This is a genomic window from Peterkaempfera podocarpi, from assembly GCF_042466665.1.
In the GTDB taxonomy this organism is placed as follows: Bacteria; Actinomycetota; Actinomycetes; order Streptomycetales; family Streptomycetaceae; genus Peterkaempfera; species Peterkaempfera podocarpi.
In genome coordinates this window covers 7,160,199-7,175,697 of record NZ_CP162102.1, presented here as the reverse complement: position 1 = coordinate 7,175,697, position 15,499 = coordinate 7,160,199, and the positions used below count along the sequence as shown (strand labels likewise).

The 15,499-nt window shown below is 75.9% G+C and carries 11 protein-coding genes and 1 pseudogene; 5 read left to right on the top strand and 7 right to left on the bottom strand.

The window, feature by feature from the left end; all coding sequences use genetic code 11:
* Positions 1 to 55 precede the first annotated feature (55 nt).
* The 3 genes from AB0761_RS31535 to AB0761_RS31525 form a co-directional block, all read right to left on the bottom strand.
* Entirely contained in the window at positions 56 to 4,693 is a 4,638-nt protein-coding gene (locus tag AB0761_RS31535) for a hypothetical protein (RefSeq protein ID WP_377272581.1), read from the bottom strand.
* 121 nt (positions 4,694 to 4,814) lie between these two features.
* Positions 4,815 to 5,723: a hypothetical protein gene (locus AB0761_RS31530; RefSeq protein ID WP_377272580.1), complete on the bottom strand. Its 909-nt coding sequence runs from the start codon at positions 5,721 to 5,723 to the stop codon at positions 4,815 to 4,817.
* Positions 5,724 to 5,865: 142 nt separating this feature from the next.
* Positions 5,866 to 7,383, bottom strand: a complete 1,518-nt coding sequence (locus AB0761_RS31525; RefSeq protein ID WP_377274429.1) for a hypothetical protein — start codon at positions 7,381 to 7,383, stop codon at positions 5,866 to 5,868.
* 233 nt (positions 7,384 to 7,616) lie between these two features.
* On the opposite strand from AB0761_RS31525, the gene AB0761_RS31520 reads away from it, so the two are divergent.
* A complete protein-coding gene (locus tag AB0761_RS31520) occupies positions 7,617 to 7,979 on the top strand; it encodes a four-helix bundle copper-binding protein (protein WP_377272579.1) in 363 nt (120 codons plus the stop codon).
* 43 nt (positions 7,980 to 8,022) lie between these two features.
* Here AB0761_RS31520 and AB0761_RS31515 read toward each other — a convergent pair whose 3' ends face one another.
* Entirely contained in the window at positions 8,023 to 8,949 is a 927-nt protein-coding gene (locus tag AB0761_RS31515; protein ID WP_377272578.1) for a helix-turn-helix domain-containing protein, read from the bottom strand.
* Positions 8,950 to 8,990: 41 nt separating this feature from the next.
* The gene (locus tag AB0761_RS31510; protein WP_377272577.1) at positions 8,991 to 9,224 is read right to left on the bottom strand and encodes a hypothetical protein; all 234 of its coding nucleotides are present in this window, start codon (positions 9,222 to 9,224) and stop codon (positions 8,991 to 8,993) included.
* 126 nt (positions 9,225 to 9,350) lie between these two features.
* Between AB0761_RS31510 and AB0761_RS31505 the strand changes: the two genes are divergently transcribed.
* From AB0761_RS31505 to AB0761_RS31490, 4 genes and pseudogenes are all read left to right on the top strand, one after another.
* Positions 9,351 to 10,130 carry a LamB/YcsF family protein gene (locus AB0761_RS31505; RefSeq protein ID WP_377272576.1) on the top strand — a complete coding sequence of 260 codons (780 nt, stop codon included), beginning with the start codon at positions 9,351 to 9,353 and terminating at the stop codon, positions 10,128 to 10,130.
* Complete coding sequence (locus AB0761_RS31500; protein WP_377272575.1) at positions 10,127 to 10,819, top strand: allophanate hydrolase subunit 1; 693 nt, start codon at positions 10,127 to 10,129, stop codon at positions 10,817 to 10,819. The genes AB0761_RS31505 and AB0761_RS31500 overlap by 4 nt, the downstream gene beginning before the upstream one ends.
* A complete protein-coding gene (locus AB0761_RS31495; protein WP_377272574.1) occupies positions 10,816 to 11,700 on the top strand; it encodes a biotin-dependent carboxyltransferase family protein in 885 nt (294 codons plus the stop codon). The genes AB0761_RS31500 and AB0761_RS31495 overlap by 4 nt, the downstream gene beginning before the upstream one ends.
* A 249-nt stretch (positions 11,701 to 11,949) precedes the next feature.
* A pseudogene (locus tag AB0761_RS31490) lies at positions 11,950 to 13,043 on the top strand (WD40/YVTN/BNR-like repeat-containing protein).
* Here the strand turns inward: AB0761_RS31490 and AB0761_RS31485 are convergent.
* Positions 12,998 to 14,188, bottom strand: coding sequence for a glycosyltransferase (locus AB0761_RS31485; protein WP_377272573.1), 1,191 nt, complete (start codon positions 14,186 to 14,188; stop codon positions 12,998 to 13,000). The pseudogene AB0761_RS31490 and the gene AB0761_RS31485 sit on opposite strands and share 46 nt — an antisense overlap.
* The gene (locus tag AB0761_RS31480; protein ID WP_377272572.1) at positions 14,185 to 15,444 is read right to left on the bottom strand and encodes a glycosyltransferase family 4 protein; all 1,260 of its coding nucleotides are present in this window, start codon (positions 15,442 to 15,444) and stop codon (positions 14,185 to 14,187) included. The genes AB0761_RS31485 and AB0761_RS31480 overlap by 4 nt, the downstream gene beginning before the upstream one ends.
* Between the last annotated feature and the right edge of the window lie 55 nt (positions 15,445 to 15,499).

Here is a 15,499-nt window from a genome sequence, read left to right as displayed (position 1 = left end):
GGCCCGGCCCGGCGGAGGGGCCAGGGCCCCCAAACCCCGGGGGTCCTGCGTGCGGTCAGCCGGGGCGCACCGGGGATTCCGCCGGGCGGCGGAACATCCGGGTGGCGGTGATCTCGCCGTGGACGGTGGGGCCGTCCGGGGCGGGCGGAGTGGGCAGCCCCGGACGCAGATGCTCCTCCACGGAGATGTACTTCAGTCCGGCCCTGAGGTCGGCGTCATTGCGCAGCCGGATGATCAGCGGGAACTCCGCGAGCGCCGTGGTGTCGAACAGGCCGGTGGTGTAGAGCAGTTGGACACCCAGCGCATCGGCGACCGCCCGCTGGAGCTCCAGCAGATAGGTGGCGTTGGCGCGGCCGATGGGGTTGTCCAGGAAGAGGGTTCCGGCGTGGCGCAGCCGGGCCTGGCCGCGGTCGTTGGCGCGCAGCGCGGCCATGGTGCAGTAGAGGGCGATGGCGGCGGTGAGCAGCTGCCCGCCGGAGAAGACGTCGTTCATCTGACTGACGGGGACGCGCTCGGCGCGCAGCACCGCGTCGGGCTTGAGGATCTCCACCGAGACACCCTTGGGGCCGAGCGCCGCATGGACACCGCGCAGCAGCAGGGTCATGCCGTCGCGCCGGAGGTCGCTGTTCTTGCGGACGGCGGCGCGGGTGGCCTCGTCGATGACCTCGCCCAGCCGCTCGACCAGGGTGGAGTGGTCGGGGTCGTCGAAGCGGATGCGGAACTCCTGACCGGACCACTCGCCCAGGCCGTCGGGCAGTCGGGAGAGCCGCTGGGCGGCGCGCAGTGTGGTGAGGGAGGTCTCGACCAGCCCGCGGAGCCGGTCGACGATGGAGCCGCGGTTGCGCTCCAGCTGCTGGAGTTCGTCGGTGAGCACCCGCAGCCGGGGGGCGAAGGCGGTGGCCCAGGCCGCGGCGTGGTCGGGCAGGGCGGCGGCGGGCAGCTCCCGGATCTGCTGGCGGGCGGGGGTGCGTACGGCCTCGTAGCGGGCGGCGTTGGCGTGCCGGACCAGGATGTCGCCGGCGTCGCGGACAGCGGTCTCGGCGGCGGAGAGGTCCGCGGCGGCGGCACGCAGGGCGCGGCGGGTGTCGGCGGCGGCGGCGCGGGCCTCGGCGAGGGTGCCGGAGTGCGGTTCGGCCGGCTGCTCGGGTTCGTCCCCCGCGGTGTCGCGCAGGCCGTCGCGCAGCTGAGCCGCGGTCTCCTCGAAGTCGGCGGCGGCCTGGCGCCCGCTGTCATGGGCGCGCACCAGCTCGCGGTGGGCGGTGACGGCGGTCTCCAACCGCTCGGTGCGGTCGGCGAGTTCGGCGGTGGCGGTGCGCAGCAGGGTCTGGGCGTGGTCGGGATCGGCGGGGACCAGATCCTCCGGCAGCTCGGTGTGGGCGTCGCCGGCCGCGGGGGCGGAACGCTCGGCCTCGCCGCGCAGTCGGCCGAGCTGCTCGCTGGCGACGGCGGAGCGGGCCTCGATGGTCTGGACGAGGTCCTCGGCGCGGGCGGCGGCCGCCTGGCGGGACGGGGCGTCGGCGCCCTCGGGGCCGTCCAGCAGCTCCTCGGCCCGGGTGCGGACCTTGTTGGTCAGCCGGTCCAGCTCCGCCTGGGCGGCCGTCTCGGCGCTCTCGGCCCGGGCCTGCTCGGCGCGCAGGTCGGCGCCCACGCCGACCTTCTCATAGAGCTGCGAGGCGGCGCGATAGGCCTCCCGCAGTGCGGGGAGGGAGGGGCGCGGCGCTTCGGCGGTCTCGTCGGGTGCCTCGGCGGTGAGGTCCAGGCGGTCGGTGCCGGTGATCTCTGCGCGCTCCGCCCGCAGGGCGCGAGCGGTACGGCGGGCGTCGTCAGCGGTGCGCTGGACCGCGCGCCGGTCCTCGTCGGCGGTGCGGGCACGGTCGGCGCAGGTCTGCTGGCGGCGCTCGCACTCGGCGGTGTCGTCGGCGAGTTCACGCAGCCGGCGGTTCCAGGTGGCACGCTCGCGCAGCCGGAACGCCAGGCCCGCCAGCGCGTCCGCGGAGCGGCGGGCCTGCTGGGCGAGGTCGCGGCGCTCCTCGTGGACGGCAGCCGCGGTGGCCCGCTCCTCCTCCGCCTCGGTGTGCTCGGCGCGGGCGGTGGCCAGTTCGGCGGCGGCCGTCTCCGCGGCGGTACGGGCCAGCTCCACCGCCGCGGCGAGCTCGGCGAGGCGGCCGGCCGGGCAGCCGGCGCGCCAGGAGGCAAGCCTGGCGGCCAGGGCGCGGTCACCCCCGAGGCGGGCGGCGAGCTCGCGGATGTGCTCCTCGCGGGCGGCGGCGCGGGTGCGCAGCTGGCGGCGCTCGTCGTCGGCGGCGCGCTCGTCGTGCATGGCGGGGTTCGGCGGGACCAGGAAGACATCGCGGGGGTCGTCGGCCGGCAGCGGTGCGATCAGGGCTGCGGCGGTGCCGACCGCGACCGCGGAGCGCGGCAGCAGCGCGGCGCTGCCGAGTGTCTCGCGGGCCCGGTCGAGGGAGCCGGGGTCGGTGACCACGACGCCGTCGACCAGTTCGGGGCGGGTGGCCAGGATGCGGTCGTGGTCGGCGGGGTCCACGGACTGGGCGAGGTAGCGCCAGCCGGGGAGGGCGGGGATGCCGTGCTCGCCGAGGTACTCCACGGTGGCGAGGACGTCGGGCCCGGGGGGCAGCAGTCCGCCGTCGCCGAGGGCGGCGAGGATGCGGGAGTCGTCGGCGGCGGCGGTGCGCAGCTCGAAGAGGGTGCGTTCGGCGGTGGCGACGGTGTCGTCCAGCAGGTCGTGCAGGTCGTCGGCGGCGCTGTCCAGCACCTCGGGCGTGAGGGTGGAGGGCCCGCTGGCGGTGCCGTCCGCCGGGTACGGGTCGAGGGAGAGCAGCTCGGCGAGGCGGGGTTCGGCGGCGAGCTGGACGGCGGTGGCGTGGTCGGCGGCGTGGGCGGCCCCGGCTGCGGCGCGGGCGTCGGCGGCGCGGGCCGCGGCCAGTTCGGCGCGGCTCTCGACGGCGGCGGACTCCCGGGTCCTGGCGGCTGCCTGCTCCGCTGCGGCGCGGGCCTGGCCGAGGGCGGCGGTGGCGGCCTTCTCGGCGTCGGCGGCGTGCAGGGCGGCCCGGGCGGGGTCGCCGGGGTCGCCGTCGTGGGCCTCCTCGATCCAGCCGGCCTCGACGGCGGCGCGGGTCTCCTGCTCGACCTCGGCGAGGCGCTGGCGCAGATGCTCGGCCTCACTGCGGGCCTTCTGCGCGGCGGTGGCGGCCGCGGTGGCGTCGCGGTGCGCCGTCTCGCCCTCTCCCTGGAGGGCGGCGGCGCGGGAGTCCTCCCGGTCGGCCTGGGCCTCGGCGTCGGCGGCGGCTCCCTCCAGCGCGCGGACCAGGGCGGCTGCGGCGCGGGCCCGGGCGGCCAGTGCGGGGGCGGCGTCCCGCTCGGCCTCGCGGATGGCGGCGGTGACCCTGGCGGAGCGGTCGGCGGCTGCACGGTGGCGCAGGACGGCTTCGGCGGCCTGCCATGCGGAGTGCAGGGTGCGGGCCTCGGTGAGCTCACGGCGCAGCGCTGCCGCGCCCGCGGTGGCTGCGGCCAGGCCCAGGGTGGCATGACGGTGCGTCAGCTCAGCCGTGATCAGGGCGTGGCGTGTGCGGTCGGCCTCGGCCGCGGTGACGGCGGAGGCGGCCCCGGCGACCTCCACGGCCAGGTCATGGGCGCGGTCGCGCTCGACTCCCGCGCGGGCGGCGAGGGCACGGGCGAGGCGGCGGGCCCGGCGGTCGGCTGCCCGGTGCGTCTCACGGACGGTCTCGCGGGCCGCGGTGGCCTCGATGATGCGCTGGAGCAGGTCGAGGGAGCCCGCGGTGAAGTCGCGCTCCGCGGTGAGCTCGGCGCGGCGGCCCAGTTTGGCGGCGAAGCCGTGGACCAGGTCGGCCAGACCGTCGGTGTCGCGGGTGTCGGTGACGGCGCGCAGCAGCAGGTCGGTGAAGTCGGAGTCGTTCTTCACCGCGAAGAGGCCCGCCGCCTCACCCTCGTCGGCGTTCATCTCGCGCTGGTAGCGGAAGAGTTCGGGGTCCAGGCCCAGGTCACCGAGGTGCTCGTTCCACCGGTCGTGGATCTCCTCGAAGGTGACCTCGAGATGGGGGTCGGCCTTGCCCGCCTCGGCGAGTGCGTCGCGGAACCCCTTCATGGTGCGCCGGCGGCCGCGGGAGGCGGGCCTGGGGGCCCCCGCACCGCTCTGCGGTCCCGGCACGGGGGGCAGCACGATCCGCTCGGCCACCGGCAGCGAGTCCAGGGTCATACCCGTGCCGGGGCGGAAGGAGTACCAGAGCTCGGCGAACTTGCGCGGGTCCGAGGAGACCTGCCGGCCGCGCCACTCGCTGACCTTGCCGACCACGACCAGCTCGCCCGTGAGGGTGTGCTGCCACTCCAGGGCGACATGGCCGCAGTCGTCGGCGAGCAGGAACTTGCGCAGGACGCCGGAGCTGGCGCCACCCAGGGTGTTGCGGTGGCCGGGCAGCATCACCGAGAAGATCAGCTTCAGCAGTACGGACTTGCCGCCGCCGTTCTCCAGGAAGAGCACACCCGCGGGCGCGGGGCGGCGGGGCGGGCCCTCCGGGTCGTCCCCGAACAGGCCGGGCTGCTGCGGTGCGGGGTCGCTGACGGGCTCGCCGACGCCGCGCAGGTCGAGCAGGGTGTCGGCATAGCGCGCACCGGCAGGCCCGATCGAGTACAGGCGGACCCGGTTGAGCTCGTACATGGGGCGGTGGTCTCCTGGGCGGTGGCGGTGGCCGACGGGGTTCCCGGGGGTGCCGGGGCCGTCGGGGGCGGTGGTGTCGGAGGGAGCGGCGTCGGAGAGAGCGGCGTCGGAGAGAGCGGCGTCAGAGGGAGTGGAAGGGCAGGCCCGCGTCGGCGACCAGCTCGTCGCTGTCGTCGGCGGGCAGCAGGGTGGCGGTGCCGTCGGTCACGGGGACGACCCCGAGGTCGAGGAGTTCGGCCATGGCCGCGGTGGCGGCCAGGTCGCGGACCTGGAGCTGGTAGCGGGCGGTGGTGCGATAGGTGCCGCCGGAGTCGTCCGACGCCTTCTGCAGGAAGCCGGAGTCCACATGGAAGGCAACGGCCTTGCCCACGATGCCGATGGTGGAGCCGGAGAGCCGGCGGGCGTCCTTGGTCGCACCGGTGGCGCTGCGGCGGGCCCAGACCCGCCACGCAGCCTCCAGGCCCGGGGTGTCACTGGCCGGGTCGGTGTTGGCGCCGTCCACGGCGGCCTGCTCCTCCAGCCGGCGGCAGGCCTGGCGCACAAAGGCGTCGACGCCGTTGACGCTGATCCGGCCGATGTAGCCGTCGTCGGCGAGGTCCTCCGGGCGGGGGAAGGCCATGGCGGCGACGGCGAGGTGGGCGAGGCCGTGCAGAAAGCGGTCGGTGGACTCGGAGGCGGCCCGGCGGGAGTAGTCGCCCATCCGGACGGCGAACACCGATTCGTGGTCTGCGGCCAGGGCCATACCGGCCCGCGCGGACACCTCCAGCACCACCAGGCCCAGCCCGGTGGCCACGGCGTCCGCCAGGCGGGCGAACGGCGGGTCCTCCCGGTAGCGGCGGATCAGCTCGCCGTACTCGGCGTCCCGCGCGGGCAGCAGCTTGGGCTGGAGGCCGAAGGAGACCAGCCGGGCGGCGTCGGCCGCGTCGGCGGGGGTGACGGCGGGGGTGACGGCGGCGCGGCCCTGGTGGCCGCCCTCACCGGGAGCCGGGGCGACGGTGGCGTGGAGGTCGGCGTCGTCGGGCGTGCTCACGGGCGGAACTCCTGGGATTGCTGCGGTACCGGACTCATGGCCGCAAGGGCCGTGCGGGGAGCGGAGACCCGGGCGGCCCCGCCTCTGGAGGGGGCCGGGCGGGCGGGCGGCCATGCCCCGGCGCGGGTGGGGGCAGGGGTGGTCATCCGGCCTCCGAGCGCTCTGCTGCCATCGCGGCGGCGTCCAGCAGAGCGCTGCCGACGATCAGGTCGGCGCCGCCGAACTCGGCGTCGCGCAGCGGGGTGCCGTCGTCGACGGCGAAGAGCAGCCGGTCCTCACCCTGGCGGTAGGCGGTGCCGACCGGCGGGCTGGCGGCGTGCACGGCCAGCAGCGCCACCAGATAGGGCAGTTCGGGATCCTGGCGGCGGGCGTCGGCGAGCAGGCCGGAGAGCCGGCGCGGGGCGTCGGCGGGCAGGTCCAGCAGCTGGAGTGCGGCGTCCAGCTGCTCCTCGGTGAAGCGGCTGTCGTCGGGGGTGGCGACCAGGTCGGGCTCGGGCAGCTCGGCGCCCAGGTGCTCCCGCTCTACGGGCGGGGTGAGCAGCATGTCGACCAGGTCGGAGAGCCGGACCGCGGCGGGGGTGCGCAGCCCGGTGCCCTGGGTGAAGAAGGCGTCGGTGGGGCCGGTGGCCTGCTCGACCGGGATCCTCAGCAGGGGGGCGAGCAGCTGGCCGTACAGGTCGATGCCGGCGCGGGCGGCCGGGGCGGCGAACGCCTGGCGGTCCTGCTCGGCGCGGAACAGCGGGCCGGCCTCCAGCAGCCGGGTCTGCAGCTGGGTGTGGCGGCGGATGCAGTCCTTGACGATGTCGACCAGCTCGGCGGCGCGGCGCTTGTGCTCCGGCTCCTCGGACTCGTCGCGGGCACGCCGGATGTTGGTGAGGATGGCGTTCTCATGGCGGTACCGGTCGGCGACATGGTCCAGCGCTTCGGCGATCATGTCGGGGACGGCGATCGTCCAGTCGACGGCGCGGACGTTGCGGCGGGTGGCGTCCAGGGCGCGGCGCAGTGTCTCGGCGAACTGGACGGTGCGGTAGCGGGCCTGCTCCGCGGCGAGCTGCGCGTCCGCCAGGCGGCCGCGGCGGATCAGCACCTCCAGCTTGACCTCGGCCGCGATCTGGGCCGAGGTGACATCGGTGTCGAGGGCGCCGACCAGGACGTTGACCGCTTCGTCCGTGGTGCGCAGATAGACCCCTCCGTCAGGCCCGGGGACCTCCTCGACCAGCTTGAAGTCGTAGTCGCGGCGGACGTAGGCGCCGTCGGGGCCGAAGGTGCCGTAGACGGCGCGGAAGCCGCGGTCGACGCTGCCGACGTTGATCAGCGACTCCAGGACCCAGCGGGCGACCCGCTGGTGCTCGGCCGCGGGCCGGCCCGGGCTCTGCGCGGCGATGCGGGGCAGCAGGCGGGCGAGCACCAGGTCGCGGTCGGCGCCGGTGTCGAAGTCCATGTGCAGGGTGACCAGGTCGATGGCGGCGAGGCCGACCTCGGCCATGGCATAGACCGAGTACTCACCGGCCAGGTTGACCTTGCGGGCGTCCAGGTCGTGCAGCGGAGCGGTGCAGGCCAGCGCCCTGAGCCTGCGGGCGAGGCCCTCGTCGGCCGCGGGGCCGGGCGCGGGCCGGCCGACGGCTCCGGGGTGCGGCGCCGCGGGCGCGGCGGAGCGCACCTGCCGGGGCAGGGCGGACTGGTCGGCGGTCGTGGTCACGGTGGTCAAGATTAGAGGCAGCTACCGACAACGTCCCAAACGCCCCGAATGGGCGCGGTTGAGGCGCCCCTCCGCAAGGGTGCCGAAAGCCGGTCCCCACGCTCAGACCGCCCGTATTGCCGGGTATGTCCGTCAGCAGTAGGACAGAGGCACAGGAGCCTCACAGACCGGCTCCCCCACGCCCAGGAGGCGTCATGCAGCAGACCGGCGGGACCACCCGGATGAGCAAGGAGATGCAGGAGTGCGTGGACGCGTGCCTCGCCTGCCACAACATCTGCGAGGAGACGATCAGCCACTGCCTGCAGCAGGGCGGGCGGCTGGACGCCCGGATCATGCGCGCGCTGATGGACTGCAGCGAGCTGACCCGGACCTGTGCGGACATGATGATGCGCACCTCCCCGATCAGCGCCGAGATGTGCGCCATGTGCGCGCGGGCGTGCGACATGTGCGCCGAGGCGTGCAAGGCGATGCCGGACGACGCGGAGCTGGCCAAGTGTGCGGAGGCGTGTCGTCGCTGTTCGCAGATGTGTCGCAGCATGGCCGGCGTACGGGCCTGACCGTCCGGCGCGTCCCGCCGCCGGCGGCCGTCACCCGGGCGGCTCACGCCCGGGTGACAGGGACCGCCCCGGTGACGGGGACCGCCCGGGTGACGGGGAACGTCCGGCGGACGATGTCGGCGGTGGCGGCGTCGGCGGGCAGGAAGTGCTCGATCGCGAGTTCGGAGACGGCCACGTCCAACGGGGTGTTGAAGGTGGCGATGGTGCTGATGAAGGCCAGTTCCCCGTGCGCGGTGCGCAACCGCACCGGCAGCGCCACCGCGGCGGCCGAGGGGTGCGCCTCGACCGCGTCGGGGTCCCCGTCCTCCGCGCCCGGATAGCTGCTGACCTCGGCGTACAGGCGGCGCAGCGGTTCGCTGCCCCAGATCGCCAGATGCCGCTCCACCCGCTCCAGCAGATGCCTGCGGACCTGTCCGAGGTTGGCGATCCGGGGGGCGAGCCCCTGGGGGTGCAGGGCGATCCGGATCAGGTTGAGCGGCGGCCGCAGCAGCCGTTCCGGGATGCCGTCCAGCAGGGCCGCCATACCGCTGTTGGCGGCAAGGACGTCATGGCCGGCGTCCAGGACGACGGCCGGACAGGGCTCATGGCCCCGCAGCACCCCCTCCAGCGCGGCACGGACGGCCGCCATACCGGGATCGTCGGGGTCGTGGAAGGACGACTCGCGGAAGACCGGCGCATAGCCGGCCGCGAGCAGCAGCGCATTGCGCTCGCGCAGCGGCACATCGAGGTGCTCGGCGAGTTTCAGCACCATCTCCTGGCTGGGCCGGGAGCGGCCGTTCTCGATGTAGCTGATGTGGCGCGCCGAGCTGTCGGCGGTCAGTGCCAGGTCGAGCTGGCTCACCCGGCGGCGCTCCCGCCAGCGGCGGAGCAGCGGGCCGACACCCCCGGTGGCCGGGGCGGGACTGGTGGCCGGGGCGGGACTGGTGGTCAGCGACACGGCGTTCCTCCGGACGGTTCGCTCGGCGGTCAACGCCTCCGACCGTACTGGAGTCGCGCGGGCGGCCGCTGCGGTCAGACCTTGCCGTGCACGTCGAACGCCAGCGCCCTGGCCCAGTGGGCGAGTTCCTCGCGGCGCCGGGCGTCTCCCCGGCAGAGCGCCCTGACCTGGTCGTCGCTGAGCCGGTCGGGGCCGGGCGCCTCCAGCAGCCGGGCGGCCTCGTTCAGCACCCAGGCCAGCCGCTCGGCGTCCTCATGGCTGATCATGACGCCTTGGTGGTGGCGGCTGATCGTGACGGAACCGGGCATCACGGCCTCCTCTGGTCGCCCGTCCTCCACGCTACCCGCATCCGCGGGGTCTGTCCGGGGCAGCTCTGCGATCATGGAGTCGGGGCGGTCGGCGGCTCACAGGGGCGGGACAGGAGGCGGCTCGGCATGGCTGACGCGGTGATCGATCTCAATGCGGACCTGGGTGAGGGGTTCGGGCGGTGGACGCTGACCGACGACGAGGCCCTGCTGTCCGTCGTCACCAGCGCCAATGTGGCCTGCGGCTTCCACGCCGGCGACCCGTCGACGATGCGGCGGGTCTGCGGCTGGGCGGCCGAGCGGGGCGTGCGCATCGGAGCGCAGGTCTCCTACCGGGACCTGGCCGGGTTCGGGCGGCGGGCGATGGAGGTGCCACCGGAGGAACTCGCCGACGAGGTCGCCTACCAGATCGGCGCCCTGGAGGTGTTCGCCCGGGCCGCCGGGTCCCGGGTGTCGTACGTCAAACCCCATGGGGCGCTGTACAACCGGGCGGTGGCGGACGCCGAACAGGCCCGCGCCGTGGCGGCAGGGGTCGTCCGGGCCGGGGAGCTGTGCGGCGGTCCGCTGCCGGTGCTCGGACTGCCCGGCTCCGAGCTGCTGCGGGCGGCGGGCGAGGCAGGCCTGCCGGCCGTGGCCGAGGCGTTCGCCGACCGCGCCTACACGGCGGCCGGGACGCTGGTGCCGCGCGGGCGGCCCGGAGCGGTGGTGCACGACCCGGAGGCGGTGCTGGCCCGGGCGGTGCGGATGGCCCGGGAGCGGCAGGTGACCGCGGAGTCCGGCGAGACGGTGGGTGTCCGCGCCAGATCGCTCTGTGTGCACGGTGACACCCCGGGCGCTGCCGAGCTGGCGGGCAGGCTGCGGCTGGCCCTTGCGGACGCCGGGGTCGGGATCGAGCCGTTCACCCGATGAGCGGCGCGCCGCGGTCCCAGGACGGGCCGGTGGTGCACGCCATGGGCCGGCGGGCGCTGCTGCTGGAGCTGGACTCACCCGAACAGGTGGCGGCCTGGCACGCGGAACTGCTGCGGCGCCGGACGGCCGGACGGCTGCCCGCCGGCCTGGAGATCGTGCCGGCGGCCGGCACGGTGCTGCTGGACGGACTGACCGACCCGGCGGCGCTCGCCGCGGAGCTGCCGGGCTGGCGGGTGCCCCCGGTCGCGGCCGGGGAGGGGCCGCTGGTACAGGTCCCGGTGGTGTACGACGGCGCTGACCTGGCCGCGGTGGCCGAGCTGTGGGGGGTGACCGAGGCCGAGGCGGTACGGCTGCACTGCGAGCCGGAGTACCGGGTGGCCTTCTGCGGCTTCGCGCCCGGCTTCGGGTATCTGACGGGCCTTCCGCAGCGGCTGGCCGTGCCTCGGCTGGCCACTCCGCGGACCAGGGTGCCGGCCGGCTCGGTGGCCGTCGCCGGACCGTACACGGGCGTCTATCCGCAGCCCTCCCCCGGTGGCTGGCGGTTGCTGGGCCGCACCGGTCTGACGCTGTGGGACCCGGCGCGGCAGCCTGCGGCGCTGCTGGCCCCGGGGGTGCGGGTGCGGTTTCTCCCGGTCGCGCCGTCGGACGGCGGAACGGCGGCACCCACAGAGCGGGAGGGGTGCGGATGAGGGTGCTTGAGGTGGTGCGGCCGGGACCGCTGACGACCGTTCAGGACGAGGGGCGGCGCGGGGTGGCGCATCTGGGGGTGCCGCGCGCCGGGGCACTGGACGTCGCCGCGTACCGGGCGGCCAACCTGCTGGTCGGCAACCCGGCGGGGGCCGCCGTGCTGGAGACCACGCTGGGTGGGGTCGCGGTGCGGCCGTCCGCCGCGGTGGTCGCGGCCGTCACCGGCGCACCGGCGCCGGTGCGGGTGGACGGGCGGCCGGTGGCCTGGGGTGCGGCGGTCCGGGTACCGGCCGGGGCGCTGCTGGAGGTGGGCGCGGCCACCCACGGTGTGCGCAGCTATGCGGCGTTCGCGGGCGGGGTGGCGGTGCCGCCGGTGCTGGGGAGCCGCTCGGCCGATCTGCTCTCCGGGCTGGGACCGGCCCCGCTGACTGCGGGGGATGTGCTGCCGCTGGGTGTGGCTCAGGGGGCGCCGGCCGGGGTGGAGGGCGTGCCGCTGGCGGGGCCGCCCGGGGAGCTGGTGCTGCGTCTGGAGCCGGGTCCGCGTGCGGACTGGTTTGCGCCGGAGGCGCTGAGACTGCTGGCCAGGGCCCGTTATCGGGTGGCCGCGGCGAGCAACCGGGTGGGTCTGCGGACCGAGGGGCCGCCGCTGGAGCGGCTGCGCACCGGTGAACTGCCCAGCGAGGGAATGGTGCTGGGCGCGGTGCAGGTGCCGCCGGACGGCCTCCCGGTGGTCTTTCTCGCGGACCACCCCACCACCGGCGGCTACCCGGTGGTGGGGGTGGTCCCGGAGGAGGACCTGTCCGCCGCGGCCCAGGCCCTGCCGGGCACCGGGCTGCGGTTCGTACCGCAGTCGGGCGTCGGCAGGCCGGCACGCCGGCGCTGACCGGCGCGGCACCCCCGACCGACCCGGCACCCCCGACCGACCCGGCACCCCCGACCGACGCAGCAGCACTGACCGGCGCGGCCGCGCCGGGTCACGCGCCGGTGGCGACCGGCCGGTGCGACGCACCGGGGCGCTGCCGGGGCGCGGCGCTGCCGCATTGTCAGACGCCGGATGCAGACTGCTGGCTGGGGCGACTGCGCGGGATCGGCCCGACCGCAGGCCCCTGACGACGGACGGGGTGCACACGCCATGGTCGACGTACTGCTTGCGATGGGCACGATGAAGGGCCTCTTCCTGGCCCGCAGCCGGGACCGGCGGCAGTGGGAGCTCTCAGGACCGCACTTCACCATGAACAGCATCTACTCGGTGGCGGTCGACCCGCGCGGGCCCCGGCCGAGACTGCTGGTGGGCGCCGACAGCCCGCACTGGGGGCCGTCGGTGTGGTGGTCCGACGACCTGGGCGTCTCCTGGCAGCAGCCGGACCGCCCGGCGGTGCGCTTCCCCGAGCACACGGGGGCGTCGCTGGAGCGGGTCTGGCAGCTGCATCCCGCCGGTGACGAGGCGCCGGGCGTGGTCTACGCGGGCACGGAGCCGGCCGCGCTCTTCCGCTCGGAGGACGGCGGGGAGACCTTCTCGCTGGTCGAGTCGCTCTGGGCGCATCCGCAGCGCGCGGAGTGGGGGCCGGGTACGGCGGGCAGGGCATGCACACGGTGATCACCGACCCGCGCGACCGGGACCGGGTGACGGTCGCGGTCTCCACCGGCGGTGTCTACCGGACGTTCGACGGCGGCGCCTGCTGGACGGCGTCCAACGACGGCGTACGGGCGCCCTTCCTGCCCGAGGGCTCGCAGTTCCCCGAGTTCGGCCAGTGCGTCCACAAGATCGCGCAGGATGCGCGCAACCCCGATCTGCTGTACCTGCAGAACCACGGCGGCGTCTACCGCAGCGACGACGGGGGCGGCCACTGGGAGCCCATCGGCGGCGGGCTGCCGGCCGACTTCGGCTTCGCGGTGGCGACCCATCCCCGGCACGGGTCCACCGCATATGTCTTCCCGCTGACCGCCGACTACCAGCGCACCCCGCCGGACCTGCGCTGCCGGGTCTTCCGCACCGAGGACGCCGGCCGCAGCTGGCAGGCGCTCTCCGCGGGCCTGCCCGGCGAGGACCACTACGGGGTGGTGCTGCGCGACGCCCTGTGCACCGATGACGCCGACCCCGCGGGCATCTACTTCGGCAACCGCAACGGCGAGGTGTACGGCAGCCCGGACGACGGCGACACCTGGTCCCTGATCGCCGCTCACCTGCCGGATGTGCTCTGCGTCCGGGCCGGGGTGGTCGGTTGAGGAGCCGAACCGCCGCCCGCCCCGTGGACGGCGAGGAAGGCGGCCACCGCCGCCGGCCAGCCGAAGCCCTCCGCACGGGCGCGGGCCGCCGCCCGGCGCTCCGCCTCCGGACGGCCGAGCAGGTGCTCCACGGCTTCGGCGAAGCCGGCCCCGCTGTCGTCGGCCGCAGCCCCCGCGCAGCCGACGATCTGCGGCAGCGCGGAGGAACGGCTGACCGCGACCGGGGTGCCGCAGGCCAGCGCCTCCAGCGCGGCCAGCCCGAAGGTCTCCACCGGTCCCGGCGCGACGACCACATCGGCGGTCGCCTGCAGCGCCGCCAGCGCGCCGCGGTCGGCGACATGACCCAGCAGGTGCACCGGCAGCCCCTGGGCTGCGGCGCGGCCGGCGAGACGGCGGCGCAACGGCCCGTCCCCGGCGACGGCGAGCGTGGCCGGCACACCACGCCGGCGCAGTTCCGCGAGGCAGTCCAGCGCACGGTCGGGGCGCTTCTCGGGCGAGAGCCGGGAGCAGAGCACCAGCAGCACCTGGCCCGGTTCGGCATACCGGGCCCGCAGTCCGGGGTCGTGCAGCGCGGGGTGGTGGTGCTCCAGATCGACGCCCAGGGGCGCGCGCACCACATTGCGCGCACCGATCCGCTGGAACTCCGCGGCCGCCCAGCCGGTGGTGCACACCACCGTGTCATAGGAGATCGCGGTCCCCGCGTTGAGGCGGTCGGCGAGGCGCCGGGCAGCCCCGTCGGGCAGCCCCCAGGTGTGCAGCAGACCCGCCGCGCTCTCGTGGGAGACCATCGCCGCCGGGATGCGGTGCCGCCTGGCCCACTCGCCGGTCCAGCGCAGCGTGGTGCGGTCGGACACCTCCAGCCGGTCCGGCCGCAGCCGCTCCAGCAGTGCCTTCAGCCTGTCGCGGCCGCCCAGCACGCGATATCCGCCGGTGCCGGGGAGCTGCGGCCCGGGCAGGGTGATCACCCGTCCCTGGGCGGTCTGCCGGTCGCCGGCGGACGGGCCGGGGATCACCAGTACGGGTTCATGGCCGGCCGCGAGATAGCCGGCGCCGAGGTGGTGGAGCGCGGTGCGCAGCCCCCCGGAGACCGGCGTCACAAAGTTGGCGAGCCGGACGATGCGCAGCGACGGACCGGTACCGGTCATCGTGCCCCTCCCTCGGTGAAGCCGGCGGCGGCCGTGGCCCGTGCGCTCCGCCGCGGCCGGCGGACGCCGGGCTCCCCGGCGGGGGAGGGGACGAGGACCTCGGGCACGGCATCGGACCGGGGCCGGCCGGCCCGCTCGGCGAGGACGTCCCCGTAGTGGCGCAGCAGCAGGTCCCCGACCGCCTCCCAGGTGCGGGCGGTGACCTCGGCCCGTCCCGCCTGTCCGTAGGCCGCCCTGGTCTCCGGCTCCGCGGCCAGCCGGGCCACGGCCGCGGTGACGGCCTGCGGGTCGCGCGGTGGCACCAGCAGTCCGGTACGGCGGTGCGCGACCAGATCGAGCGGGCCCCCCGCGGCGGGTGCCACCACGGGGACACCGCTGGCCATGGCCTCCTGCACGGTCTGGCAGAAGGTCTCCAGCGGGCCGGTGTGCACAAAGAGATCCAGGCTGGCGAAGCAGCGGGCCAGGTCGCTGCCGGTCCGACGGCCGAGGAAGGCCGCACCGGGCAGGGCCCTGCGCAGCGCAGGCTCGCTGGGTCCGTCGCCGATGACGACCACCCGCACCCCCGGCAGCCCGCAGACCCCCGCGAGCAGGTCGACACGCTTCTCCGGGGCGAGCCGGCCGACATAGCCGACCAGGACCTCGCCGCCCGGGGCGAGCGAGCGGTGCAGTGCGGCGTCGCGGTGGCGGGGGTGGAAGCGGACCGAGTCCACTCCACGCGGCCACAGATGGACCCGCGGTATGCCGTGCGCGGTGAGGTCCTGCGCGGCTGGCGTGGACGGGGCCAGGGTGCGGTCGGCGGCCTGGTGCACCGTGCGGATGCGGTGCCACGCCACGGCCTCGCCCAGACCCTGGCCCGCCCGGTAGGCGCGGGCGTAGCCGCCCAGGTCGGTCTGGTAGACCGCGAGGGTCGGCAGACCGAGGCGCCGGGCGGCGGTCATGGCCCGTGCACCCAGGACGAAGGGCCCGGCCAGGTGCACCAGATCGGGCCGGTGCGCCGCCAGGGAGCTCTCCAGACGGGCGCTCGGCAGCGCGATCCGCACCTGGGGATAGCCCGGCAGCGGCAGGGAGGGGATGCGGACGACGGCGCAGGGGTCGTCCGCGGTGACGGCTTCCGGGTTGCCGCCCCGCGCCGGGGCGGGGGTGATCACCAGCGGCTGGTGGCCGCGGCGCACCAGGTGCTCGGCGGTCCGCAGCACCGTGTGGGAGACGCCGTTGACCTCGGGTGGGAAGGACTCGGTGACGATGGCGACGCGCATGCCTCGGTTCTTTCCATGCGGAGCGTGCGTGGGGCCAAAGGGATCTTTCGCCGGG